This window comes from Hymenobacter edaphi, assembly GCF_003258365.1.
GTDB classification, from domain to species: domain Bacteria; phylum Bacteroidota; class Bacteroidia; order Cytophagales; family Hymenobacteraceae; genus Solirubrum; species Solirubrum edaphi.
Genome location: NZ_QHKM01000001.1, coordinates 42,774 through 62,912, shown reverse-complemented (window position 1 = coordinate 62,912; position 20,139 = coordinate 42,774). Strand labels below are relative to the sequence as shown.

The window sequence follows — 20,139 nt, the reverse complement described above, 5'->3', positions numbered from 1 at the left end:
GTAAAGGGTTTGGGTTGTGGAAATGCCCCCAGCGGGGCGGAAAGGCGGAGCGAAGGCGTGCAACAGGGAAGCGGGGGCAATCAGCGCGGGGGCTGCCGGCGTCCCGCCGCTGCTTTTTCAGGGCTTGCGCCCGGGCGCGGCAGCAGCGCGGGCGGCGCCGTGGGCAGCAGGGTTGCGGCGGAATAAGCCGGCATGAAGGTCTGGCTCGACGGCGCGGCCGCCGGCTTAGGGCCGGCCCGTCGTCAGGCCGGGCCACTGGTCGGTGCGGAAGGGCGGCGCGGGCAGCCCCTCGCGGTTGTAGAGGTTGAGAAAGGGCAGGTTGCCCCAGGCGTAGCGCACGGCCACCGGGCGGGGCACCTCGGGGCTGCGCAGCACGATGCTGCGGCCCTGCACCTCGCCCCGGGCCCACACAAAGCGGCGGTCGGCCCCGGCCAGGGCAAAACCCTTCAGGTAGGGCCCGCCGGCGTCGCGCAGCACCAGGTCGTGGCCGGGGTTGCTGAACGTCAGGCGCACGGTGCTGCCGCTGATGGTCAGCCGCTCGAACACCGGCCCGCTGGCCACGACGGCGGCCTCGCCGTAGGCCACGCGGCGGGCCTGCAGGGCCAGGCGGCGGCCCACCGTCTGCTTGTCGCGCGGGTGAATGTCGGTCGAGTCGCCCACGTCGATGGCGGTGGCCATGCCGGTGGCGGGCAGGGCCAGCGCCAGCTGCTGGGCCTCGCGCAGCTCGGCCCAACTGCTTTCGGCCGGCTCGGCGGTGGCGGGCGGCAGGTAGCCGGCCAGCTGCACGAAGAGAAAGGGCAGCGCGGGCCGCTGCCACCGGGCGCGCCAGTCCCGGATCAGGGCCGGAAACAGCGCGCGGTACTGCGCCGCGCGGTCGGCGTTCGACTCGCCCTGGTACCAGATGACGCCCTTGAGCGCGTACGGGACCAGCGGGTAGATCTGGCCGTTGAACAGCAGCGTGGGCACCTGGCTCGGCCCGCCGGGAAAGGGCGCCAGCGGCCGGCTGGCCGCGTCGTAGGGCACGCGGTACTGCCAGGGCCCGGCCAGGGGCAGCGTGCGGCTGGCAGTGGTCAGAAACAGATCGGCCGCGCTGCCCCAGATGCCGCCGCCCCCGCCGGTATCCACCACGCGCACCGTCACCACGTTGCGGCCCGGGCGCAGCACGCCGGCGGGCACCGCGTAGCGGCGGTTGGGCAGGTAGCCGCGGGTGCCGCCCACCGCCACGCCGTTCACCCAGGTCGAGTCCTGGTCGTCGATGCGGGCCAGGCCCAGGGTGGCGGGCTGGGCGGCTTCGGCGGCGGTTAGCGTCACTTCGCGCCGCAGCCACACCGTGCCGTCGAAGGTGCGCAGGGCCTCGGCCTGGCTTTCCCAGTAGCCGGGCAGCGTCATCGGGGGCCAGCTGCCGGCGTCCAGGGCGGGGTCGGCCCAGCGGGCCTGGCCGCCGGCCAAGCCTTGGTCCTGGCCGGCGGGGCTGGCCTGCCAGGCTTGGGTGCGCGCCTCGTAGTCGGCCTGCCGGTCGGCAATGCTGCCCGTCAGGGCCTGCACCGCCCCTACCCTGTCGGCGAAGTCCGGCAGCTGGCGCAGCGTTTGGGCGCTTATCCACGATTCGGCGGGGGTGCCGCCCCACTCCGCCGTAATCAGGCCGATGGGCACTTGGTAGCGCTGGTGCAGCTCGCGGGCAAAAAAGTACGCCACGGCCGAAAACCCGCCCACCGTACCGGGGGAGCAGGGCTGCCAGCCCACCCCGCCGAAGTCCGTTTGCGGGGTCAGCGCGGCCTCGTTGGGCACGTCGAGGCGGCGGATGCGCGGAAAGACGGCCCCGGCTATTTCGGCCGGGGCATTGAGCGCGTCGGCCACCGGCCACTCCATGTTCGACTGGCCCGCGGCCAGCCACACGTCGCCCACCAGCACGTCGCGCACGGTGAGCTGGTTGCGGCCCCGCACCGTCAGCTCGTAGGGGCCGCCGGCGGGCGTGGCGGGCAGCGTCACCGTCCAGCGCCCGGCCGGGCCGCTCGCGGTGGCGGCATAGGTGCGGCCGCGCCAGCTCACCGTCACGGCTTCGCCCGCGTCGGCCCAGCCCCAGACGGGCAGCGGCTGGCCGCGCTGCAGCACCATATGGTCGCCCACGAGGCGGGCCAGGCGCACGGCGCTGGCGGCGGGCAGGCTGGCGGCCAGGGCGGCCAACACGACGAGGAGCGGGGTTCGGGAGGACATGGGCAATGGAACAAGCAAGGTCGAAGCGCCCCCGCGCCGAGCGGCGCAAGGCCCCGGCCGGACGTCGGAAGGCCCGGCAAAAGTCGGCTGAGCGGCCGGTCCTGCCCGGGGCCCTTACGGCCCGGGCGCCACAGCCCGCGGCCGATGGGGACCTAGTGGCGCGGCCCTACCACACGTAGGTGCCCACCGAGCCGGCGTTGAGCGTGGTGGCCACCTGCTTGCCGCGGTAGCCGATGTTGAAGGTGCGCGGCGCCGACGCGGTGTTCAGCACGACGAGCACCTTTTTGCCGGCGGGCGTTTTGTAGGCCACGTTGGGCAGCTCGCCGGGCGTGTTGGAGCCGATGCGCACCGAGCCGGGGCGCACAAACTTGCTGGCGTGGGCAATGACGTAGTAGGCCTGGTTGCGCGTCACCGCGTTGCCGCTCACCGTCACGGCCGGCAGGCAGGTGCTGCAGCCGCCGTTGGTGCGCGGGCCGTTGCCGGCGTCGGCGGCCAGGTTCCACTCCAGCACATTGCGGCTCCAGTTGCGCGGGGCCCCGATCAGCAGGTTGTCAACGTGCCACTTGAGGTCGGCCGCGAAGTTGCCGCTGGCGTTGACGTACTGCTCGGTGAAGTACACGTTCTTCGCCGGGAAGGCGTTGTGAATCGTGGAAAGGTTGGCGATGTTGCTGTTTTCGTAGAGGTGAAACGCCGAGCCGTCGAGGTAGCTGCGGGCGCCCGCGTCGCCGAGCACCGCGTTGACGTAGCTCAGGCCGGCCGCGTCGGCGTTGTGGTCGTAGGCAATGATTTTGGTGCTGATATTATTGGCCTGAAACGCCGGCCCGAGGTGGTCCCGCACGAAGGTGGCCTGGTCGGCGGCCGACATCACCATGCTCGGCTCGTTGTAGGGGTTCAGCGGCTCGTTCTGCACGGTCACCGCGTCGATGCGCACGCCCTCGGCCTGCATCTGCTGCACGTACTTCACGAAGTAGCGCGCGTAGGCGGCGTAGTACTGGGGCTTGAGCGAGCCGTTGATGGGGCTGCCGTTGGTTTTCATCCACGACGGGGCCGTCCAGGGCGAGCCGAGGATTTTGATGCCGGGGTTGATGGCCAGAATTTCCTTGAGCACCGGCAGCAGGTCGGCGCGCTCGGGCTGCAGGCTGAACTGCGCCATCGGCTCGTCGGTCTGGCCGGCGGGCAGGTCGTTGTAGGTGAACACCCGGTCGCTCAGGTCGGAGGCGCCGATGCTCAGGCGCAGGTAGCTCACGCCCAGCCAGGTGCTGTCGGTGGCAAACAGCTCGCGCAGCAGGCCGGCGCGGGCCGTGCTGCTCATGCGGTTGAGGACGTAGGCGCTGCCGCCCGTCAAGGTGAAGCCGAAGCCGTCGATGTCCTGGTACTGCTGGGTGGTGTCGACCACAATGGTCGGGTTCTGGTTGGCCAGCGGGGCGAAGTTCAGCCGCGTCGTCTGCCGGCGAAACTGCGCCGACCGGTCGCCGTTGGTCAGCCAGAACGCCACCTGCGAGGGGCCGCTGGGCACCACCACGGGCGGTTCGGGGTCGGGGGCGGGCTGGGGGTCCTTTTCCTGGCAGGCACCGGCGGCCAGCAGCAGGCCCGCCAGGGCCAGGCGGGCCGCGCGCTTCGGGTTCAGGGCAAACATGCGGGCAATCATCATCGGAGAAACGGAAAAAGGCAGAAAAGACAGCGGGCTTAGAACGACCGGGCACCCCTGGGGGGCCGCCCGGTCGTTCGGCCCTGCCGCGGGCGCATTACTGCACCACCACGCGGCGGCTGGTGAGCTGCGTTCCCACGCGCAGTTTCACCAGGTAGCTGCCGGCCGCCAGCTGGCGCAGCGGGGCCAGCGAGGCAGCGTGCGAGCCGGGCTGCTGCTCGGCGTCGAGCAGGCGCAGCACCTGCTGGCCCAGGGCGTTGTACACTTCCACGCTCACCGGCTGGGCGCCGCCGGCCACGGCGTAGCGCAGCTGGCTGACGGCCGTCACGGGGTTGGGGTAGGCTTCCAGGTTCAGGGCCGCGGCGGTGGCGCGGCTGGCCAGCGGGCCGTTGCCCACCTGGTAAGCGAAGCTCTGGCGGCCGGCAATCAGCGCAAAATTCGGGTCGGTGCCCAGGTCGGTGGTCTGGCCGGCCACCTGCGGCAGCACATCGGAGTAAAAGTCGCCGTTGTCGCCCACGTAGGCGGCCAGCATGTTCACCACGTCGTTGGCGCTGGCCCCGCCCAGCGCGGCCAGCGGCAGCTCCAGCTCCCAGCCGGTGGTGGTGTTGGCGGCCACGCTGGTCGTGGTGCGGTAGGCAAACTTGGCCCCCACGAGGTTGGTCGTCGGGTCCGATACGTTCAGCGGCGCCCCGGTTTTGTCGGTCGGGCCGAGGTATTTGTCGGGGTAGCGGCCGGCCGCGTTGGGCACCGCGGTATAGTCCAGCTTGCTCAGGTACACGTTGAAGGTGCCCGTGTTGGAGAGCGGCGACACGGTGAGGCGGAAGGCGTAGTCGGCCTGCAGGTCGAGCGTGGGGCGGTGGCGCAGCTGCGAGGAGGTGTCGTCGCCGCCGGGCAGGCGGGTGCCGGCCGCAATGCCGGTCTTGTTGGGCACGTCCAGGTAGAGCACCAGGGCGTTGTAGTCGGTTTTCTCGGGCGAGGCCACCAGCATCACGTTCAGGGTGGTGGCGGTGGTGCCCACGTAGAGCTGCTTCAGGCCGCGGTCGGCCACGGAGTGCGCGTTGGTGTAGCTGCCCACCAGCTGGTACTTGCCCGCGCCGGTCCCGATTTCGGCCGGGGCCAGCACGCCGTTGACGGTGAACTGCGCCTGGGCGCTGAGGGCGCCGAGGCAGAGGGCGGCCGCAGCCGCGAGAGTAGATACTTTTTTCATGGGAATGACTGGGGTGTAGGGGTGAGTCAGGAATTTTGAAGCCGTTACCACACGTAGGTGCCCACCGCGCCGGCGGGCAGCTGCGCGGCCGTTTCGCGCCCGCCGAGCCGGATGCGGAAGCGCTGCGGAGCGGCCGCGTCGTTGAGCACGATGAGCACGTGCTGGCCCGCGGGCGTGCGGAAGGCCACGTTGGGCAGCTTGTCGGGCTCGGTAGAGGCCACGCGCACCGAGCCGGGCCGGGCCCACTTGCTGGCGTGGCCGATGATGTAGTAGGCCGGGTTGCGCGTCACCGCGTTGCCGTCCAGCGTGAGGGCGCCGAGGCATTCGGTGCAGCCGCCGGGCGTGTGTGGGTTCTGCTGCGGGTCGGCCGCCAGGTTCCACTCCAGCACGGTGCGGGCCCAGTTGCGCGTGGCCCCGATGACGAGCGTGCGCACGTGCCAGGCCAGGTCGCCGGCAAACTTGCCCGGCGCCCCGATCCACTGCTCGGTGAAGTACACGTTCTTCTGCGGGAAGGCGTCGTGCACCGCGCTCAGCGCCTCGATCTGCCCGGCGTACATATGAAAGGCCGAGCCGTCGACGTACTGAGCCGCTTCCGGGTCGCGCAGAATCGTCAGCGGGTACTCGGGCTTGTCGCAGTTGTGGTCGTACACGATGATTTTCGTGTCGAGCCGGGCGGCTTTGAAGGCTGGGCCGAGGGCTTTCTTGATGAACTCGGCCTGCTGCTCGGCCGGCATCAGCAGGCTGGGGTTGTTGCCCGGGTGCAGCGGCTCGTTCTGAATGGTAATGGCATCGATGCGCACGCCCTCCTGGGCCATGCCCTGCACGTACTTCACGAAGTAGCGGGCGTAGGCGTCGTAGCACTCGGGCTTCAGCGAGCCGCCCTTCGATTCGCCGTTGGTTTTCATCCACGGCGGCGGCGACCAGGGCGAGCCGAGCAGCTTGATCCGGGGGTTGATGGCCAGGATTTCCTTGAGCACCGGCAGCAGGTGCGCGCGGTCGGGCTGCAGACTGAAGTGCTTGAGCTCGGGGTCGGTCTGGCCGGCGGGCAGGTCGTCGTAGCTGAACACCTGCGCGTCGAGGTCGGAGGCGCCGATGCTCAGGCGCAGGTAGCTCACGCCGATATTGGTGCCGTCGATGGCGAACAGCTCGCGCAGCAGCTGGGCCCGCTCCGCCGCGCCCATGCGGTGCAGCAGCTCGGCCGAGCCGCCCGTGAGGCAGTAGCCGAAGCCGTCGATGCGCTGGTAGCGCTGTGCGTCGTTCAGCTCGATAACCGGGCCGGTCGTTTTCGCCGCGGCGGGCCGGAAGGCCAGCTTGCCGGGCTGCTCGCGCAGCAGCTGGGCCTGGTCGGGCGTGGTCAGCCAGAGCGTGGCGGCGGGGCCGGCTTTGGCGGGTTTGGCCGTTCCGACTTTGGCGGGCGCCTGGGCGAAGCCCGGCTGCGGCGCCAAGGCTGCACCGAGCACCAAGCCGGCGCAGGCAAGAAAACGGACGAAGGAAAGCGTAGGCACGGGCGTGTTGGGGAAAAGCGAAGGAAGTCTTAGGCGGCGCGGCGCGCGTGGCCCTGCAGGCCGTACCACATGATGTAGACGTAGCAGGCCACCGGCAGCAGCAGGGCCAGGCGCAGCGAGGCCGCATCGGCCACCAGCCCGAAGAGCATGGGCACCACCGCCCCGCCCACGATGGCCACGTTCAGCAGCCCCGAGGCGGCGCTGGTGTGGCGACCGAGCCCGGCCACGGCCAGGGTGAAAATGGTGGCGAACATGATCGAGTTCATCAGCCCCACGGCCAGCAGCGTCCACATGGCCAGCTCGCCGCGCGTGAGCATCGATGCGAGCAGCAGCGCCACCGCCCCCACCGCCGTCAGGGCCAGCAGGCGGCCGGGGTTCACCTTGCTGAGCACGTAGGCCCCGGCGAAGCGGCCCACCATGGCCCCGCCCCAGTAGTAGGCAATCTGCTCCCCGGCGGCTTTGGGCGAGAGGTTCATCACGTCCGACAGGCCCAGGTACGACACGATGTGCGAGCCGATGGCCACCTCCCCGCCCACGTAGGCGAAGATGCCCACCATGCCGAGCACCAGGTGGCGGTAGTGCCAGGCGCGGCGGCCGGCGTGGTCGTCCGCCCCTTCTTCGTGGTGAATGACGGGCAGCTTCATCCGCCCCAGCAGCAGGCTGATGCCGATGAGCACCGCCCCGATGCAGAGGTAGGGCACCTGCACGGCGCGCACGTCGATGGCCTCGGCGGCGCGGGCCGCGTCGAGGTCGGGCAGGCGCGAGAGAATGAGGGCCGCGCCCAGCAGCGGCGCCACGGTGGTGCCCAGCGAGTTGAAGGCCTGCGTGAGCGTGAGGCGGGCCGGCGCCGAGCGGGCGGGCCCGAGCACGGCCACGTAGGGGTTGCCGGCCACCTGCAGCAGCACCACGCCCGTGGCCAGCACAAACAGGGCGCCGAGGAACAGCGGGTAGCTGCGCGCATCGGCGGCGGGGTAGAACAGGAAACAGCCCAGCGCCGCCACCACGAAACCCAGCAGCATGCCCCCCTTGTAGCCCAGGCGCTGCACCACCCGGCCCGCCGGAATGCCCATCACGAAGTAGGCCCCGAAAAAGCAGAGGTTGATGAGGTTGGCCTGGGTGTAGCTGAGCTGAAAGATGGCCTTCAGGTAGGGAATCAGGATGTCGTTCAGGCAGGTGATAAAGCCCATCATGAAGAACAGCACCGTCAGCGAGGCCAGGGCCGAAGTGTAGCGCGGCTGGGTGCCGGTGGCCGGAGCGGCCGCGGTGTCGGCCGGAGCCAGCGTGGTAATGCCAGGTGCCATAGAAACAAAAGCAGATGGAAGATGAGGCGGAGGGCCGGGAAGGCAGCCGGTGGCGTCGTCGCGCCACTCACCTCGCGGCGGGCCACCGGCTGCCGGTCCCTGCAGTTCCCCTTCTCCACAAAAAAGTACCGTCCCAGGGCAGGGTTATGCTATTCCCCTGTTCCCCGCTGCCCCGGAACGGCTAAAACGGTGTGCGTTATCGTCGGCCACGCCGGCCGTCAGGCCGGGGCATTTCGCCGGATCATGCCGGCCTGGTTGAACCGGAATGACTAGCCGGCCTCAGCCCGCGAGGTGCCGCGGGGCCGCGCTTGAGTCGCGACATGCTCCACATGACGCTCAAGAGGCGCCCTAGTACCCCGGATTCTGCTGAATCTGGGTGTTGGTGTTCAGCTCGCTCAGCGGAATGGGCAGCTGCAGGTAGTTTTCGTCGCGGCGGCCGTTGCGCTGCTGCTGAATCTGGTCGAGGGCCGTCCAGGCGTGGTCGGCGCTCGGGTCGGCCTGCTCGTGGCGGGCGTAGCGCACCAGGTCAAACCACCGCTCGCCCTCGAAGGCCAGCTCCAGGCGGCGCTGCAGCTCGATCTGGCGGCGCAGGGCCTGCTTGCTGGCCAGCTGCGGGCTGCTCATGGTGAGCGGGGCCAGGCCGGCCCGCTGGCGCACCGGGTTCAGCTTGTCGAGCACGTCCTGCGAGGGGCCGCCCTGCTCGTTGCTGGCTTCGGCGTACATCAGCAGCACGTCGGCCAGGCGCAGCAGGTAGCTGTTGTCGGGCGAGTTGAAGTTGTTGCCGTCGCTGCGCCACTTGTAGCAGAAGTCGCCGCCGTTGTCGCCGCCGCCGGGGCGGCGCACGAAGCTGGCGAAGTTGCGCCCGGCGCTGGTGTTGCCCTGGAAGCTCCAGCGCAGGTCGTTCACCGTGTCGGCGGCCTGCAGCAGGTTGGCGCTGGGGCGGTTGAACTTGGGGAAGGCGTAGGTGGCCGGCGGGCTGGGCATCACCACGTCGGGCAGGGTGTGGAAGGTGCCCGCGTCGGTGTTGCCCGAAAACTGGATTTCGAAAATGGACTCGCCCCGGTTGTCGGCCGGGAACAGCGCGTTGAAGCTCGGCGCGAGCGTGTAGCCGCCCTGCCCGCCGAGCACGTTGCCGGCGGCGGTCTTGGCGGCGGCCCAGTCGCGGCGGGTCAGCTGCACACGGGCCAGCAGGGCGTTGGCCGCGCCGCGGGTCACGCGGGTGGGGTTGCTCGCGGGCGCGGCCCCGGCGGCGGCCGTCAGGTCGCTCACAATCAGATTGTACACCTCGTCGGCGGCGGCGCGGGGCAGGTTCAGGATGGCCGGGTCGCCGCTCTCGGTGGGCTCCAGGCGCAGCGGCACTCCGCCGTAGAGGCGCACCAGGTTGAAGTAGGCCAGGGCCCGCAGAAACTTCGCCTCGCCGATGATCTGGTCGCGGCGGCCGCTGCTCATGCCGCTGATGCCGGGCACGTACTTGATGACGGCGTTGGCGCGGTTGACGACCTGGTAGGCGTCGCGGTACATGTCGTACACCTGCCCGGTCGAGGAGTTCCAGTTGATGGTGCGCAGCACCGCCACGTCGTTGTTGGCGCTGGCGCCGTCGTCGGTGGGCATGGTGCCCATCAGCATCAGCACCTCGGCGTAGCAGCCCTTGGCCTGCAGCCCGTCGTACACGGCCGCCAGCGAGGCTTCGGCGTCTTCGGCGGTCTTAAAGAAGTTCGACGGGGCCAGGGTCGTCAGCGGCTCCTTGTCCAGCACGTTGCAGCCGGAGGCGAGCAGCGCGAGGGCGAGAACGGGAATAACTAGCTTTTTCATGGGAACGAAGGCGTGGGAAGCGGCTTAGAACGTGGCGTTGAGGCCCACGGTGTAGGTGCGCGCCTGCGGGTACACCCCGAAGTCGCGGCCGAAGCCGGTGGTGGAGAAGGGGTCGGAGCTGACTTCCGGGTCGTAGCCGGAGTACTTGGTCCAGGTCACCAGGTTCTGGGTGGTGGCGTACACGCGCAGGCCGCTGATGTAGGCACGCCGGGTCAGGCCGGCGGGCACGTTGTAGGCCAGCGTGAGGTTTTTCAGGCGCACGTAGCTGCCGTCCTCGATAAAGCGGTCCGAGTAGCGGGCGTTGCCGTTGGGGTCGGCCAGCACGGCGCGGGGCACGTCGGTGTCGCGGTTGGTGGGCGTCCAGCGGTTCAGCACGCGGGTGGTCTGGTTGATGGGGTTGGCCATCGATTCCAGCGTCTCGCGGTTCTGGTTGTACACGTCGTTGCCGAAGCTACCCTGGAAGAATACGCTCAGCTCCAGGCCCTTGTAGGTAAACGTATTGGTCACCCCGCCAATGGCCTTGGGGTTGGGGTTGCCGATGATGGTGCGGTCCAGGTCGGTGATTTTCCCGTCGCCGTTCAGGTCGCGGAAGCGGATGTCGCCGGCCGCGGTGGCCGAGGCCTGGAAGGGCGCCTCGTCGACCTCCGCCTGGCTCTGGAAGATGCCCTGCACCTGGTAGCCGTAGAACACGCCGAGCGGCTGGCCCACCAGCGTAAAGCCGTTGCCGCTGGGCAGGCGGCGGTCCACCGCCCGCCCGTCGGTGTTGATGACCTGGCCCAGATCCAGCACCTCGTTGCGGTTCATGGTCAGGTTCAGGTTGGTGGTCCACCCGAAGCCGTTGTCGGCGGCCCGCACGTTGGTGGTGGTCAGGCCCAGCTCCACGCCGTGGTTACGGATGCGGCCCACGTTCTGCAGGATTTTCGTGTTGCTCGAGCCGGTGCTCAGCGGAATGTCCACGTCCGTGAGCAGGTCGCGGGTGTCTTTGCGGTAGGCATCCAGGGTCAGCGTGAGCCGGTCGTCGAACATGCCTACGTCCAGGCCCAGGTTGTACTGTTTGGTGGTTTCCCACTTCAGGTCCAGGTTGCCGATGTCGGTCTGCGTCACGCCCGCAGCTACGTTTGTGCCCACGCCGGGATAGGTAAGGTTGCTGCTGCTGTAGCGCGGAAACCGAGCGTAGGTGTAGAACTCCTGGTTGCCGTTGGCCCCGAACGAGCCGCGCAGCTTCAGCTCCGACACGGTCTTGCCCTTGGGGAAGAAGCTTTCTTCCGACACGCGCCAGCCCAGGCCCACCGCCGGGAAGTAGCCGAACTTCTCCCCGTCGCGGAAGCGCGAGGAGCCGTCGGCGCGCAGGCTGAGGGTGAGCAGGTAACGGCGGTCGAAGTTGTAGATGGCGCGGCCGAAGTAGCTCACCAGGCCCCATTGGTCTTCGTAGCTGCTCGGCGCGCTAAACTTTGAGCCGGCTAGCAGATAGGGCACTGAGCTGGTGGCAAACCCATTAGCACTAGCGCTGGAGGTGAAGCGGTCCGAAGCCTGCATCGACTCGCCGAGCAGCAGGGTCAGGTCGTGCTTCTCGCCCAGGTCAGGCCGGTAGGTCAGCGTGTTTTCCTGCAGCCAGATTACCTGCTGGTTGGTGCTGGTGCGGGCGCGGCCCCGGGCGGCCGGGTCGGCGGGGTTGCCGGGGAAGTCGCGGGTCCAGAACTCGTTCTCGATCTGCGAGCGGAAATCAATGCCCGCCGTGGAGCGCAGCGTGAGGTTTTTCAGAATGTCCAGCTCGCCGTAGACGTTGCCGATGACCTGGTAGATGGTGGCCAGGTTGCGGCTTTCCAGCAGGTTGCCCACCGGGTTGTCGAAGTTGCGGGCGAAGGGGTTCAGCGCGTACGAGCCGTCGGCGGCGCGCACCGGCACCGTCGGGATGTAGGCCAGCGTGCCGAGCACGGTGCCCGAGCTGCCGGCCCCGTTTTCGCTGCGGGTGCTGTTGTTGTTCAGCGTGCGGCTCAGGTTCAGGCTGGTGCCGGCGCGAAAGCGCGTACCGAGCTGCTGGTCCAGGTTCAGCTTGAAGTTGTAGCGGTTGAAGCCCGAGTTCAGGCTGATGCCGTCCTGCTTGAAGTAGCCGCCGGCCAGGTAGTAGCGGGTCTTGTCGGTGCCGCCCGACACGTTCAGCTGGTAGTTCTGGATGCTGGCCGTGCGGTACACCTCGTCCTGCCAGTCGGTGGTGCGCACCGTGTCGGGGCGGTAGGCCGGGTCCTGCCCGTCGTTGGCGCGCATCTCGTTGTAGAGGGCGGCAAACTGCTGGCCGTTGAGCACGTCCAGCTTTTTGCGCAGCGTCTGGCGGCCGTAGTACATGCTGAAGCCCACCTGGGCCTTGCCCACCTTGCCGCGCTTGGTGGTGATGACCACCACCCCGTTGGAAGCGCGCAGGCCGTAGATGGCCGCCGCCGCGCCGTCCTTCAGCACGTCGATGCTCTCGATGTCGTTCGGGTTCAGCGCGTTCAGCGGGTTGGGGCGCTGCCCGCTCACGCCCAGCTCCTGGTCGTAGGTGGGGAGCACCGGCACCCCGTCGATGACGTAGAGCGGCGAGGCGTTCAGGCTCACCGTGGCGTTGCCGCGGATGCGCACGTTGATGCCCGCGCCGGGCGCGCCGGAGGGCGCCGTCACCTGCACGCCGGCCGCCTGGCCCTGCAGGGCCTGGTCGAAGCCCGCCACCGGCTGCCGCTCCAGGGCTTCGCTGCTCACCGAGGCCACGGAGGTCGTCAGCGCCTGGCGCGACTGGGTGCCGTAGCCCACTACCACTACTTCGCTCAGCGCCTGCAGGTCTTCCTGCAGGGTGATGCTCAGGCCCGAGGCCGCGCCGCTCACCGGCACTTCCTGGCGCACGTAGCCCACGGCCGTGAAGACCAGGGTGCTGCCCTCGGGCACGTTCAGCGCGAACTGCCCGTCGGCGTTGGTAGCCGTGCCAATGGCGGTGCCTTTCACCAGCACCGTCACGCCGGGCAGGGCCTCGCCGCCCGCGCCCGTCACGCGGCCCGATACAGCTACGTCGGCCGTGGCGGCGCCGCTGGGGGTGGCGCTGGCGGCACCGGCCGCCGGCTCGCTCACCACCACGAAGTAGTCGTCGCGCAGCTTCTTGAAGCGCAGCTCGGCCTGCGGGAGCACGGCGCTGAGCTTGTCTTCGAGCGAGCCGGTGGCCTGCGGCAGCACGCGCTTGTTGCCCACCACGTTGCTTTCGTAGAAGATGGTGACGCGGTACTCGGTTTCCCACTGCCGCAGCAGGGACTTCAGGGCCACGCTTTCGGCCACGGCCGGCGCCACCGCGGGGTGCTGGCCGCCAGCGTGGTTGACGGCCAGCAGCTGCGCGGAGGCGGCCAGGGGCAGCGCCTGCAGCAGAATGCCCGCCGTGAGGGTGGTCGGGCGCGTCAGCAGCCGGCCCAGGGGCGTAGAGGACTCGTTCATATCAGAAAAAGTGTGGGAATGGCGTCGGGAGGTGGGGCGGCGGCCCGCCGATGGGTCTAGGGCCGGGCCTTGTCGGCCAGGATGATGCGGTTGCCCTCGCGGGTGGCGTGCAGGTCGAAGGCTTCTTCCAGGGCCAGCAGCAGCACGTCCAGGTCGCCCACGGGCATGGAGCCGGTGACTTTGCGCTCGGTCAGGCCGGGCGTCTGCACCTCCACCGTGATGCCGTAGGTGTCCTGCAGGCGGGTGGCCAGCTCGCCGATGCTCGTTTCGTCGAGCACCAGGCGGGCGTCTTTCCAGGAGGCGTAGGGGGCGGTGCGCACGGCCTTGTGCACCACGGCCGCGGGCTGGGCGTCGCGGGTTTCCACCAGCTCGCCGGGCTTCAGGATGACGTCGGGGCGCTTATGGTCCTCGAAGTCGATGCGCACCTTGCCCGAGAGCAGCACCACGCGGGCCTGCTCGCGGCGGCGGTACACGGTGAACTTGGTGCCGAGCACTTCCACGTTGAAGCCGGCCTGGGTGTGCACCAAAAAGCGCTGGTGGTTGGGCTGGTGCTTCACCGAAAAGTAGGCCTCGCCTTCCAGCCACACCTCGCGGGGGCCTTCGCTGGTCCACTTCGGGGCGTAGTGCAGCTTGGAGTGGCCGTTCAGGGTCACCTCCGAGCCGTCGGGCAGCTGCACGGTGCGCGTCTGGCCGTAGTCGGTGGCCAGTTCCTGCGGCGTGGCGGCGCGCTGCGAGTAGAGCAGCCAGCCGCCCGCGCCCACGGTGAGGGCCACGGCCGCGGCGGCGGCCCAGCGGCGCCACCAGGGCGCGGCCACCGGCAGCTCGTCGCGGCTAAAGCCCAGCTGCTCGTGCAGGTTCACCAGCAGGTCGTCGTAGTCGGGCTCGTCGGCCAGGGGCTGGGCGGGCGCGTCGGCCAGCACGTCCCAGTGCTGGCGCATCCAGTGCTGGGCCAGCAACTGGTTGGCGGGCTGGGCCAGCCAGGCGCGCACGGCGTCGGATTCGGCCGCGGTGGCGGCACCCTGCACGTAGCGGGTAAAAAGGTCTTGGGTAATATCCAGGGGCATAGGGTCGGGGCTGGTGAAAAGGGGCGGGCTACCGGGTGATGCAGCGCCGGGCACGCACGGCCGGCGGCGGGGTGGCGCCCCAAACGTTTGGGAGTGAATTCCCCAATCGTTTGCAGTACTACACCGCTGGGGGGCATCCCCCCTACTCTACCCCGAAAAAAAATGCAAGTGCGTTCTGTCTCAGCCCGATAAAGTGCGGCCAGCTGTGCCGTCAGTGCGGCCGCCAGGGCTGGAACAGCACTTTTTGGCCGGTAGCTGGATGGCTGCGCAGGCGTTGATTGATCTGTTGAACGGACAAAAAGCCCGTCACCCGGAGCATATCGCGCATCAAGCGAGGACGCAAGACCCGGGTCGCGCCCTGCACCGCCGCTGCCTACGAAGTGCAGACGCTGTTGAGGAGCGCGTGAACGTCGAAGCGCAGCCACCATGCCCAAACGATTGGGCATGGTGGCTGCGCTTAGCAGTCATGGTTCGAGCCAGGTCCTTGACTACGTCGACCTGCGGTTCGCTCTGCTCAGGATAACGCGGCTTGCGTTCAGGTAAATGGTCAGCCCGCGAGGATGCCTCGGCTGCCCTCGGCCTGACGTGCTGCATTGCGGGCCAGACGCCACTCCCTCACCGCCCGCAACCGCCCGGTTACCACCCGGCCACCGCCAGCACCAGCACCAGCCCGGCGGCGCCTTCGCCGTGGGCCTGAAAATACTCGCGCATGAATTTCAGCGCGTGCGACATCTGCGCTTCCACGGTTTTCACCGAGAGGTTGAGCTGGGCGGCTATTTCGGGGTACGAGAGGCCCTGCTGCCGGCTCAGCTCGAAAATTTCGCGGCGCTTGGGCGGCAGCTGCTCCAGGGCCGAGCGGTAGAGCGTTTCCAGCTCGGCAAACTCGGCCTCGTTGCCCACCTGGGCGTGCTGCGGCGCGGCGGCCGTGGTGTAGGCTTGGAAGCGCAGGTGGTGCTGGCGCCGCCGCAGCTGGTTGAGCACCGCGTGGTGGGCCACCGTGAAGAGGTAGCCCTTCAGCGGCACGTCGTCGTGAATCTGCGCGCGCTTTTCCCAGATTTTCAGAAAGCACTCCTGCACGATTTCCTCGGCCTCGGGCCGGGCCTTGAGGTAGCTGTAGGCGAAGCGGTACACCAGCGCGCTGTAGTGCCGGAAGAGCGCGTCGAAGGCCCGCTCGTCGCCCAGCCGCAGCCGTCGGAGGCAGTCCAGTTCAGAAAAGTCACGCGCTACTTCCACTCGGGCGGAGGGTTGAAAAAGGGCACTAAAATTAACAAAAAAATCACGCGGGTGGCGGGGCAGAATCCCATTTCGGACCCGCCCGATACTCGGCGTGCCGATTATCGGGCGCGGGGCGGTAACTTGGCCCGGTGCTGCGCCCGTGGGGCCGTTGGCCGCCACCGGGGCAATCGTAACCCCAGCGGCCGGCGCGGGTTTTCACGCGGCGCAACTTGACTTAACCAACGACGACGATGCAGCGGGTGTCCCTGACGGAACTGGCCAAACAACTCAACCTGTCGCCCTCCACCGTGTCGCGGGCCCTGGCCGACCACAGCGAGGTGAGCGAGGCGACCAAAGCCCGGGTGCGCAAGCTGGCCCAGGAGCTGAACTACCAGCCCAACCAGCTGGCGGCGGCCCTGCGCCGCGGGCGCAGCAACACGCTGGGCGTGCTGGTGCCCCACATTACCGGGCACTTCTTCCCGCAGGTGGTGCACGGCATTGCCACCGAGGCCAGCAAGGCCGGCTTTACGGTGATGATCTGCCAATCCAACGAGGACGCGGCCCAGGAGAAAAAGAACATCGAGCTGCTGCGCCACAACCAGGTGGAGGGCATCATGGTGTCGTTGGCCAATACCACCCAGGACATCAGCCACTTCGAGGAGCTGCGCCAGCAGGGCGTGCCGCTGGTGTTCTTCGACCGCGTGGTGGAGGACTTCCGCGGGGCCAACGTTTCGGCCGTGGTGCTCGACGACCACGCCGGCGCCTACCAGGTGGTGCAGCACCTGATCGAGCAGGGCTGCCGGCGCATTGCGCACTTCTCGGGGCCGCTGCACATGAGCATCCACAAAAACCGCCACCAGGGCTACCGCGACGCGCTGCGCGACCACGGCCTGCCCCTCGACGAGCAGCTCATCGTGTTCTGCGAGCAAAGCCAGGCCGGCGGCACCGAGGCCATGCAGCGCCTGCTGCGCGAGCTGCCCGCCCCGCCCGACGCCGTGTTTGCCTCCAACGACCTGGCCGCCGTGGGCGCCATGCGCGTCATCAAGGCCGCCGGGCTGCGCGTGCCCCAGGACGTGGCCGTGGCCGGCTTCAGCAACGAAACCTTCACCACCCTCACCGAGCCCAACCTGACCAGCGTGGACCAGGGCTGCGAGACGATGGGCATTTCGGCCGTGCGCCTGCTGCAGCAGATGCTGCACCACACCGCCGAGCACCGCCAGCCCCAGCCCCGCAACGTGGTGCTCAAGCCCCAATTGCTGGTGCGCGAGTCGTCCTTGCGCAAGCCGCGGAAGTAGCGCCGCGCGGCCCGGCCTCATGCTTGCGTGTGGCACCTGGTGCGGTGGTCTGGCGGCCGCGGGTGAAAGCCTGGCGCTGCTTCTGCCCGTGGCCCGTATGCAAAATGGCGGCTGCCCAACCGGGCAGCCGCCTTTTCTGTTGTTGGCCGCCCCGGGCCGGGTTAGTTGCCCAGCTTCACCAGGCGCTTGTGAATGGTTTCGCCGGGCAGCCGCAACGCCAGGGTGTAGATGCCCGCCGGCAGCCGGGCCACGCTCAGGCGGCCGTGGCGCACCGGCGCCGTCAGCACAGCGCGGCCGGCCAGGTCGTACACCGTCACGGGCACGCCCTCCAGGTGCAGCGGGGCCTGCAGCGTCAGCGCGCCGGTGGTCGGGTTCGGGTAGAGGCTGACGAGGGCGGCCCGGGCCGATTCGCGCGCGGCCAGCGGGCTGCTGATGCGCGTGAGCGTGTTCAGGCTCTGGGCCTGGTTGGTGAGCGAGTCGGCGCTGACCACGCGGCGGCCGTCGAGCGGGGCGTACAGCTCCTGGCTGGACTTGAGCAGCGAGTCGGCGGCCAGGGCCCGGATTTCGTCCTGGTTCATGCCCGCGCGGTAAAACAGCCAGTCGCGCAGCTGCAGGCGGGCCGGGGCCTGGTTGCCGCCAAGGTCCAGGCGCGTGGGGCGCAGGCGCTCCTGCACGGTGCCCTCGCGCACGCTGTCGACGTAGAGCTGGGTGGCGCCGCGGGCGTAGTAGTGGGTCAGCACCAGCTGGTGCCAGCGGTTGTCCGTCACCGTCACCGTGCCGCTGATGGTGTTGCCCCGGGCCGACTGGTACACCACCTTGCCGTTGCTGGCAATGCGGATGGTGCCCGCGCTCAGGCCGGCGCTGTCCTGCACTTCCACCAGGCGGCCGGCCTGCGCGGTGCGGAAGCGCAAGGCAGTGGTGAAGGGGTGCACCACCTCTTCGGGCGTCAGGCGGATCAGGTCGGCCGGGGCCGTGGCGGCGTTGCGCAGCACGATACCGCTGCTCGCGCGGCGGGTCGGCAGGGCCTTGCCCGCGTGCAGCGCGTCCAGCAGCGAGGGCACCACGGTGTACAACAGCTCGGCGTGGCCCCGGTCGTTGGGGTGCAGCGCGTCCCACCAGTAGCCCTCGGCCCAGCGCCCGTTGCCGTCGTCTACGCCGCCGAGCAGGTTCACGCTGGGCACGTTCCAGCCGTGGATCAGCGCGTTCATCTGCCGGGTGAAGGTGTACTGGGTGGCCGTGTAGTCGTTGCGGGTGTAGCCGTTGTTGACGATGGGCACCAGGCCGTTGGCGCGGGCCAGGGTGATGAGCTGGATCAGGTTGGTGCGAAACTGGTTGAAGGTGGCCTGCCCGCCGGTGATGATGCCCTCGTTGCCGAGCACCAGCCCGATCATCACGTACCGGCCGTTCTGGGGCAGCACGTCGCGCTCGAAGCGGCCGAGTACGTCCACGGTGTTGTTGCCGGGTACGCACACGTTGGCCGTCACCCAGGGCGCGCCCCGGCCGGCGGTGTTGCGGCGCGTCAGCAGCTCGGCGTAGAGGGTGGTGTAGCCGCGGTTGTTGGTGGCACCCGTGCCGTAGGCCCCCGACGAGCCGATGTAGGTCAGCTTAAAGGGGTTCTGGGGTACGTAGGGAGCCAGCTCCAGGTCGTCGAAGTAGGCGCTGCCGGCGGCCCCGGCGGCGTTGCGCCACACGGCGGCGGCCCGCACGAAGGCCGTGCCCGCCGGAATCGTGCCGATGGCGTCGAGGCGCGTCCAGGCATTGGCGGGCGAGGCGGCCACCAGCGAATCGGAGCGGAAGCGCCCGAGCAGCGCCAGGGCCTGGTCGTAGTAGAGCAGCTCCAGGTGGGCCGACTGCGCACCGCGCAGGGCCTCGGCGCCGCTGGGGTTCAGCAAGTAGCCGCTGAGGCGGTAGCTCGTCACGCCCGCGGCGGGGCGGTAGCTGATCTGCTGCTGCAGGCCCACGCTGGCGCCGCTGAGCCGGGCCGCGTAGGCGCCCAGGTGTTTGGTGACGGTGGTTACCGAGGCGCCGGCCGCGTTGCCGGTGGCCGTCCAGAAGCTCAGGTTACCCAGCTCGAAGCCGGTGTTCTGGAAGGCGTAGCTCACCCCCGCGGGGCGCCCGGGCACCACGTCGATGCGCAGCAGGTTCAGGTAGGCAAACGAGCCGGCGGCCTTGCTGACTTCGAGCACGATGGCCCCGCTGGCGTCGGCCGTGAGCGTGTCGGAGTGCGCCAGCGTGTTGTTGTTGCCGGCGTAGCCGCCCGCGCCCACGCCCGGGCCGGTGGTGGTCAGGGTGAGGGTGTTGACGGTGCTGCCGGTGAGCTTGTACTGCGTCACGCGGGTTTCGGCGGTGGCCACGCGGCTGCCGAAGAGGTGAAACACGTAGCGCTTCGAGCGGTCCAGCCCGCTGAGGCGCAGCGTGCCCACGCTGGTGGCGCCGGTGCCCTGCAGAAAGAAGTAGTCCTGGGTGGCGGTGGCAATGGCGTACTGGCCGAGCAAGGCCGGGTCGGGCGCGAGCAGGCCGCCGGTGGCAATGCCGTTGGTGAGGAAGTTGGCCCCCACCTTGAGCTTGATGCCGGTGGCCGCGTTGGCGCGGTCGACCAGGCGGAAGGTATCGGCCACGCCGGTCTGGTTCAGGATGTTGTTCCAGTAATTGCCGTTGGCGTCGGGGCTGGGCGTGATGTTGCCGTTGGTCACGTCGTTGGGCCCGAAATCGGCCAGCACCGAGCGCACGGCCTGCGCCCGCGCCGCGCCCCCCATCAGGGCGCTCCAGGCCAGTAGAAGTAGCAGTCTACGCATGAAAATTGGGGAAAGAGGGGTGGGAGTTGTCCGTTTTGAGTTGCCAGCGACGGGCCGTCAGCAGTTGGGAGCGGGCTGCATCAGAACAGCCTGCTAATCGACCACCCGCAACTGCCGACTGCCTTTTTGCTTCACCACCCAGGCGCAGCCGCCGCTGGCGGCGGCTACGCCCGGGATTCGGCCGGGCAATGCGGAAGCATGGGTGAGCCATTGAACAAGGATTGGGAAAGGGCGCCGGGTGGGCCCCGGACCACGCCGAAGTAGCGGCCGCAGCCCCAAACGTTTGTGACCGGCTGCTGCAAACGTTTGGGGTACTACACCCATCGGCCCCATCACCCCTACTCGCACCGCATAAATTTCCGGCGGCCCGCCCGCGCCGGCTTTTTGTCGCTGCGCCCGGCGCCCGCGGATGTCCGGAGTGCGGCAGCCAGGTAGCGCCTTGCTTCATATCCGCTTCATGCCTGCCTGCTTTGGTTTGCAGCGTCAACTCACCACCTAAGCCCTGCCGCGCCGCTCTTGCCCCTCCAATTTGTCTTCCCCGATCAAGGCCGGGGCGGGCATTGCCCCCGGGGGCGCAGGCCGGGCGGCGGGCGCAGGGCCGCTTACAACGCATGCATATCCCCCGGCCGGCTA

General features: G+C 69.1%; 11 protein-coding genes. 1 reads left to right on the top strand and 10 read right to left on the bottom strand.

The annotated features are described in order from the left end of the window. Window positions 1–225: 225 nt before the first annotated feature. The 9 genes from DLM85_RS00190 to DLM85_RS00150 form a co-directional block, all read right to left on the bottom strand. On the bottom strand, window positions 226–2,214 hold the full coding sequence (locus DLM85_RS00190) for a sialate O-acetylesterase (RefSeq protein ID WP_133256804.1): 1,989 nt from the start codon (window positions 2,212–2,214) through the stop codon (window positions 226–228). Window positions 2,215–2,380: 166 nt separating this feature from the next. After that, window positions 2,381–3,865: a glycoside hydrolase family 30 protein gene (locus DLM85_RS00185; RefSeq protein ID WP_243635826.1), complete on the bottom strand. Its 1,485-nt coding sequence runs from the start codon at window positions 3,863–3,865 to the stop codon at window positions 2,381–2,383. A 94-nt stretch (window positions 3,866–3,959) separates the two neighbouring features. Continuing rightward, window positions 3,960–5,069 (bottom strand): T9SS type A sorting domain-containing protein, encoded by a 1,110-nt coding sequence (locus tag DLM85_RS00180; protein ID WP_111476056.1) that lies wholly within the window; start codon window positions 5,067–5,069, stop codon window positions 3,960–3,962. Window positions 5,070–5,113: 44 nt separating this feature from the next. Further along, a complete protein-coding gene (locus DLM85_RS00175) occupies window positions 5,114–6,574 on the bottom strand; it encodes a glycoside hydrolase family 30 protein (RefSeq protein WP_243635825.1) in 1,461 nt (486 codons plus the stop codon). A gap of 29 nt (window positions 6,575–6,603) precedes the next feature. Beyond that, entirely contained in the window at window positions 6,604–7,875 is a 1,272-nt protein-coding gene (locus tag DLM85_RS00170; RefSeq protein WP_111476054.1) for a sugar MFS transporter, read from the bottom strand. A gap of 348 nt (window positions 7,876–8,223) precedes the next feature. Beyond that, the gene (locus tag DLM85_RS00165) at window positions 8,224–9,687 is read right to left on the bottom strand and encodes a RagB/SusD family nutrient uptake outer membrane protein (RefSeq protein WP_111476053.1); all 1,464 of its coding nucleotides are present in this window, start codon (window positions 9,685–9,687) and stop codon (window positions 8,224–8,226) included. A gap of 24 nt (window positions 9,688–9,711) precedes the next feature. Continuing rightward, window positions 9,712–13,137 carry a SusC/RagA family TonB-linked outer membrane protein gene (locus DLM85_RS00160; protein ID WP_111476052.1) on the bottom strand — a complete coding sequence of 1,142 codons (3,426 nt, stop codon included), beginning with the start codon at window positions 13,135–13,137 and terminating at the stop codon, window positions 9,712–9,714. A 56-nt stretch (window positions 13,138–13,193) separates the two neighbouring features. Next, the gene (locus DLM85_RS00155) at window positions 13,194–14,201 is read right to left on the bottom strand and encodes a FecR family protein (protein ID WP_111476051.1); all 1,008 of its coding nucleotides are present in this window, start codon (window positions 14,199–14,201) and stop codon (window positions 13,194–13,196) included. 636 nt (window positions 14,202–14,837) lie between these two features. Then, entirely contained in the window at window positions 14,838–15,434 is a 597-nt protein-coding gene (locus DLM85_RS00150; RefSeq protein ID WP_165821951.1) for an RNA polymerase sigma-70 factor, read from the bottom strand. 233 nt (window positions 15,435–15,667) lie between these two features. Between DLM85_RS00150 and DLM85_RS00145 the strand changes: the two genes are divergently transcribed. Further along, complete coding sequence (locus DLM85_RS00145; RefSeq protein ID WP_111476049.1) at window positions 15,668–16,711, top strand: LacI family DNA-binding transcriptional regulator; 1,044 nt, start codon at window positions 15,668–15,670, stop codon at window positions 16,709–16,711. Between the two features lie 161 nt (window positions 16,712–16,872). Here DLM85_RS00145 and DLM85_RS00140 read toward each other — a convergent pair whose 3' ends face one another. Next, entirely contained in the window at window positions 16,873–19,506 is a 2,634-nt protein-coding gene (locus DLM85_RS00140) for a GDSL-type esterase/lipase family protein (RefSeq protein WP_111476048.1), read from the bottom strand. Between the last annotated feature and the right edge of the window lie 633 nt (window positions 19,507–20,139).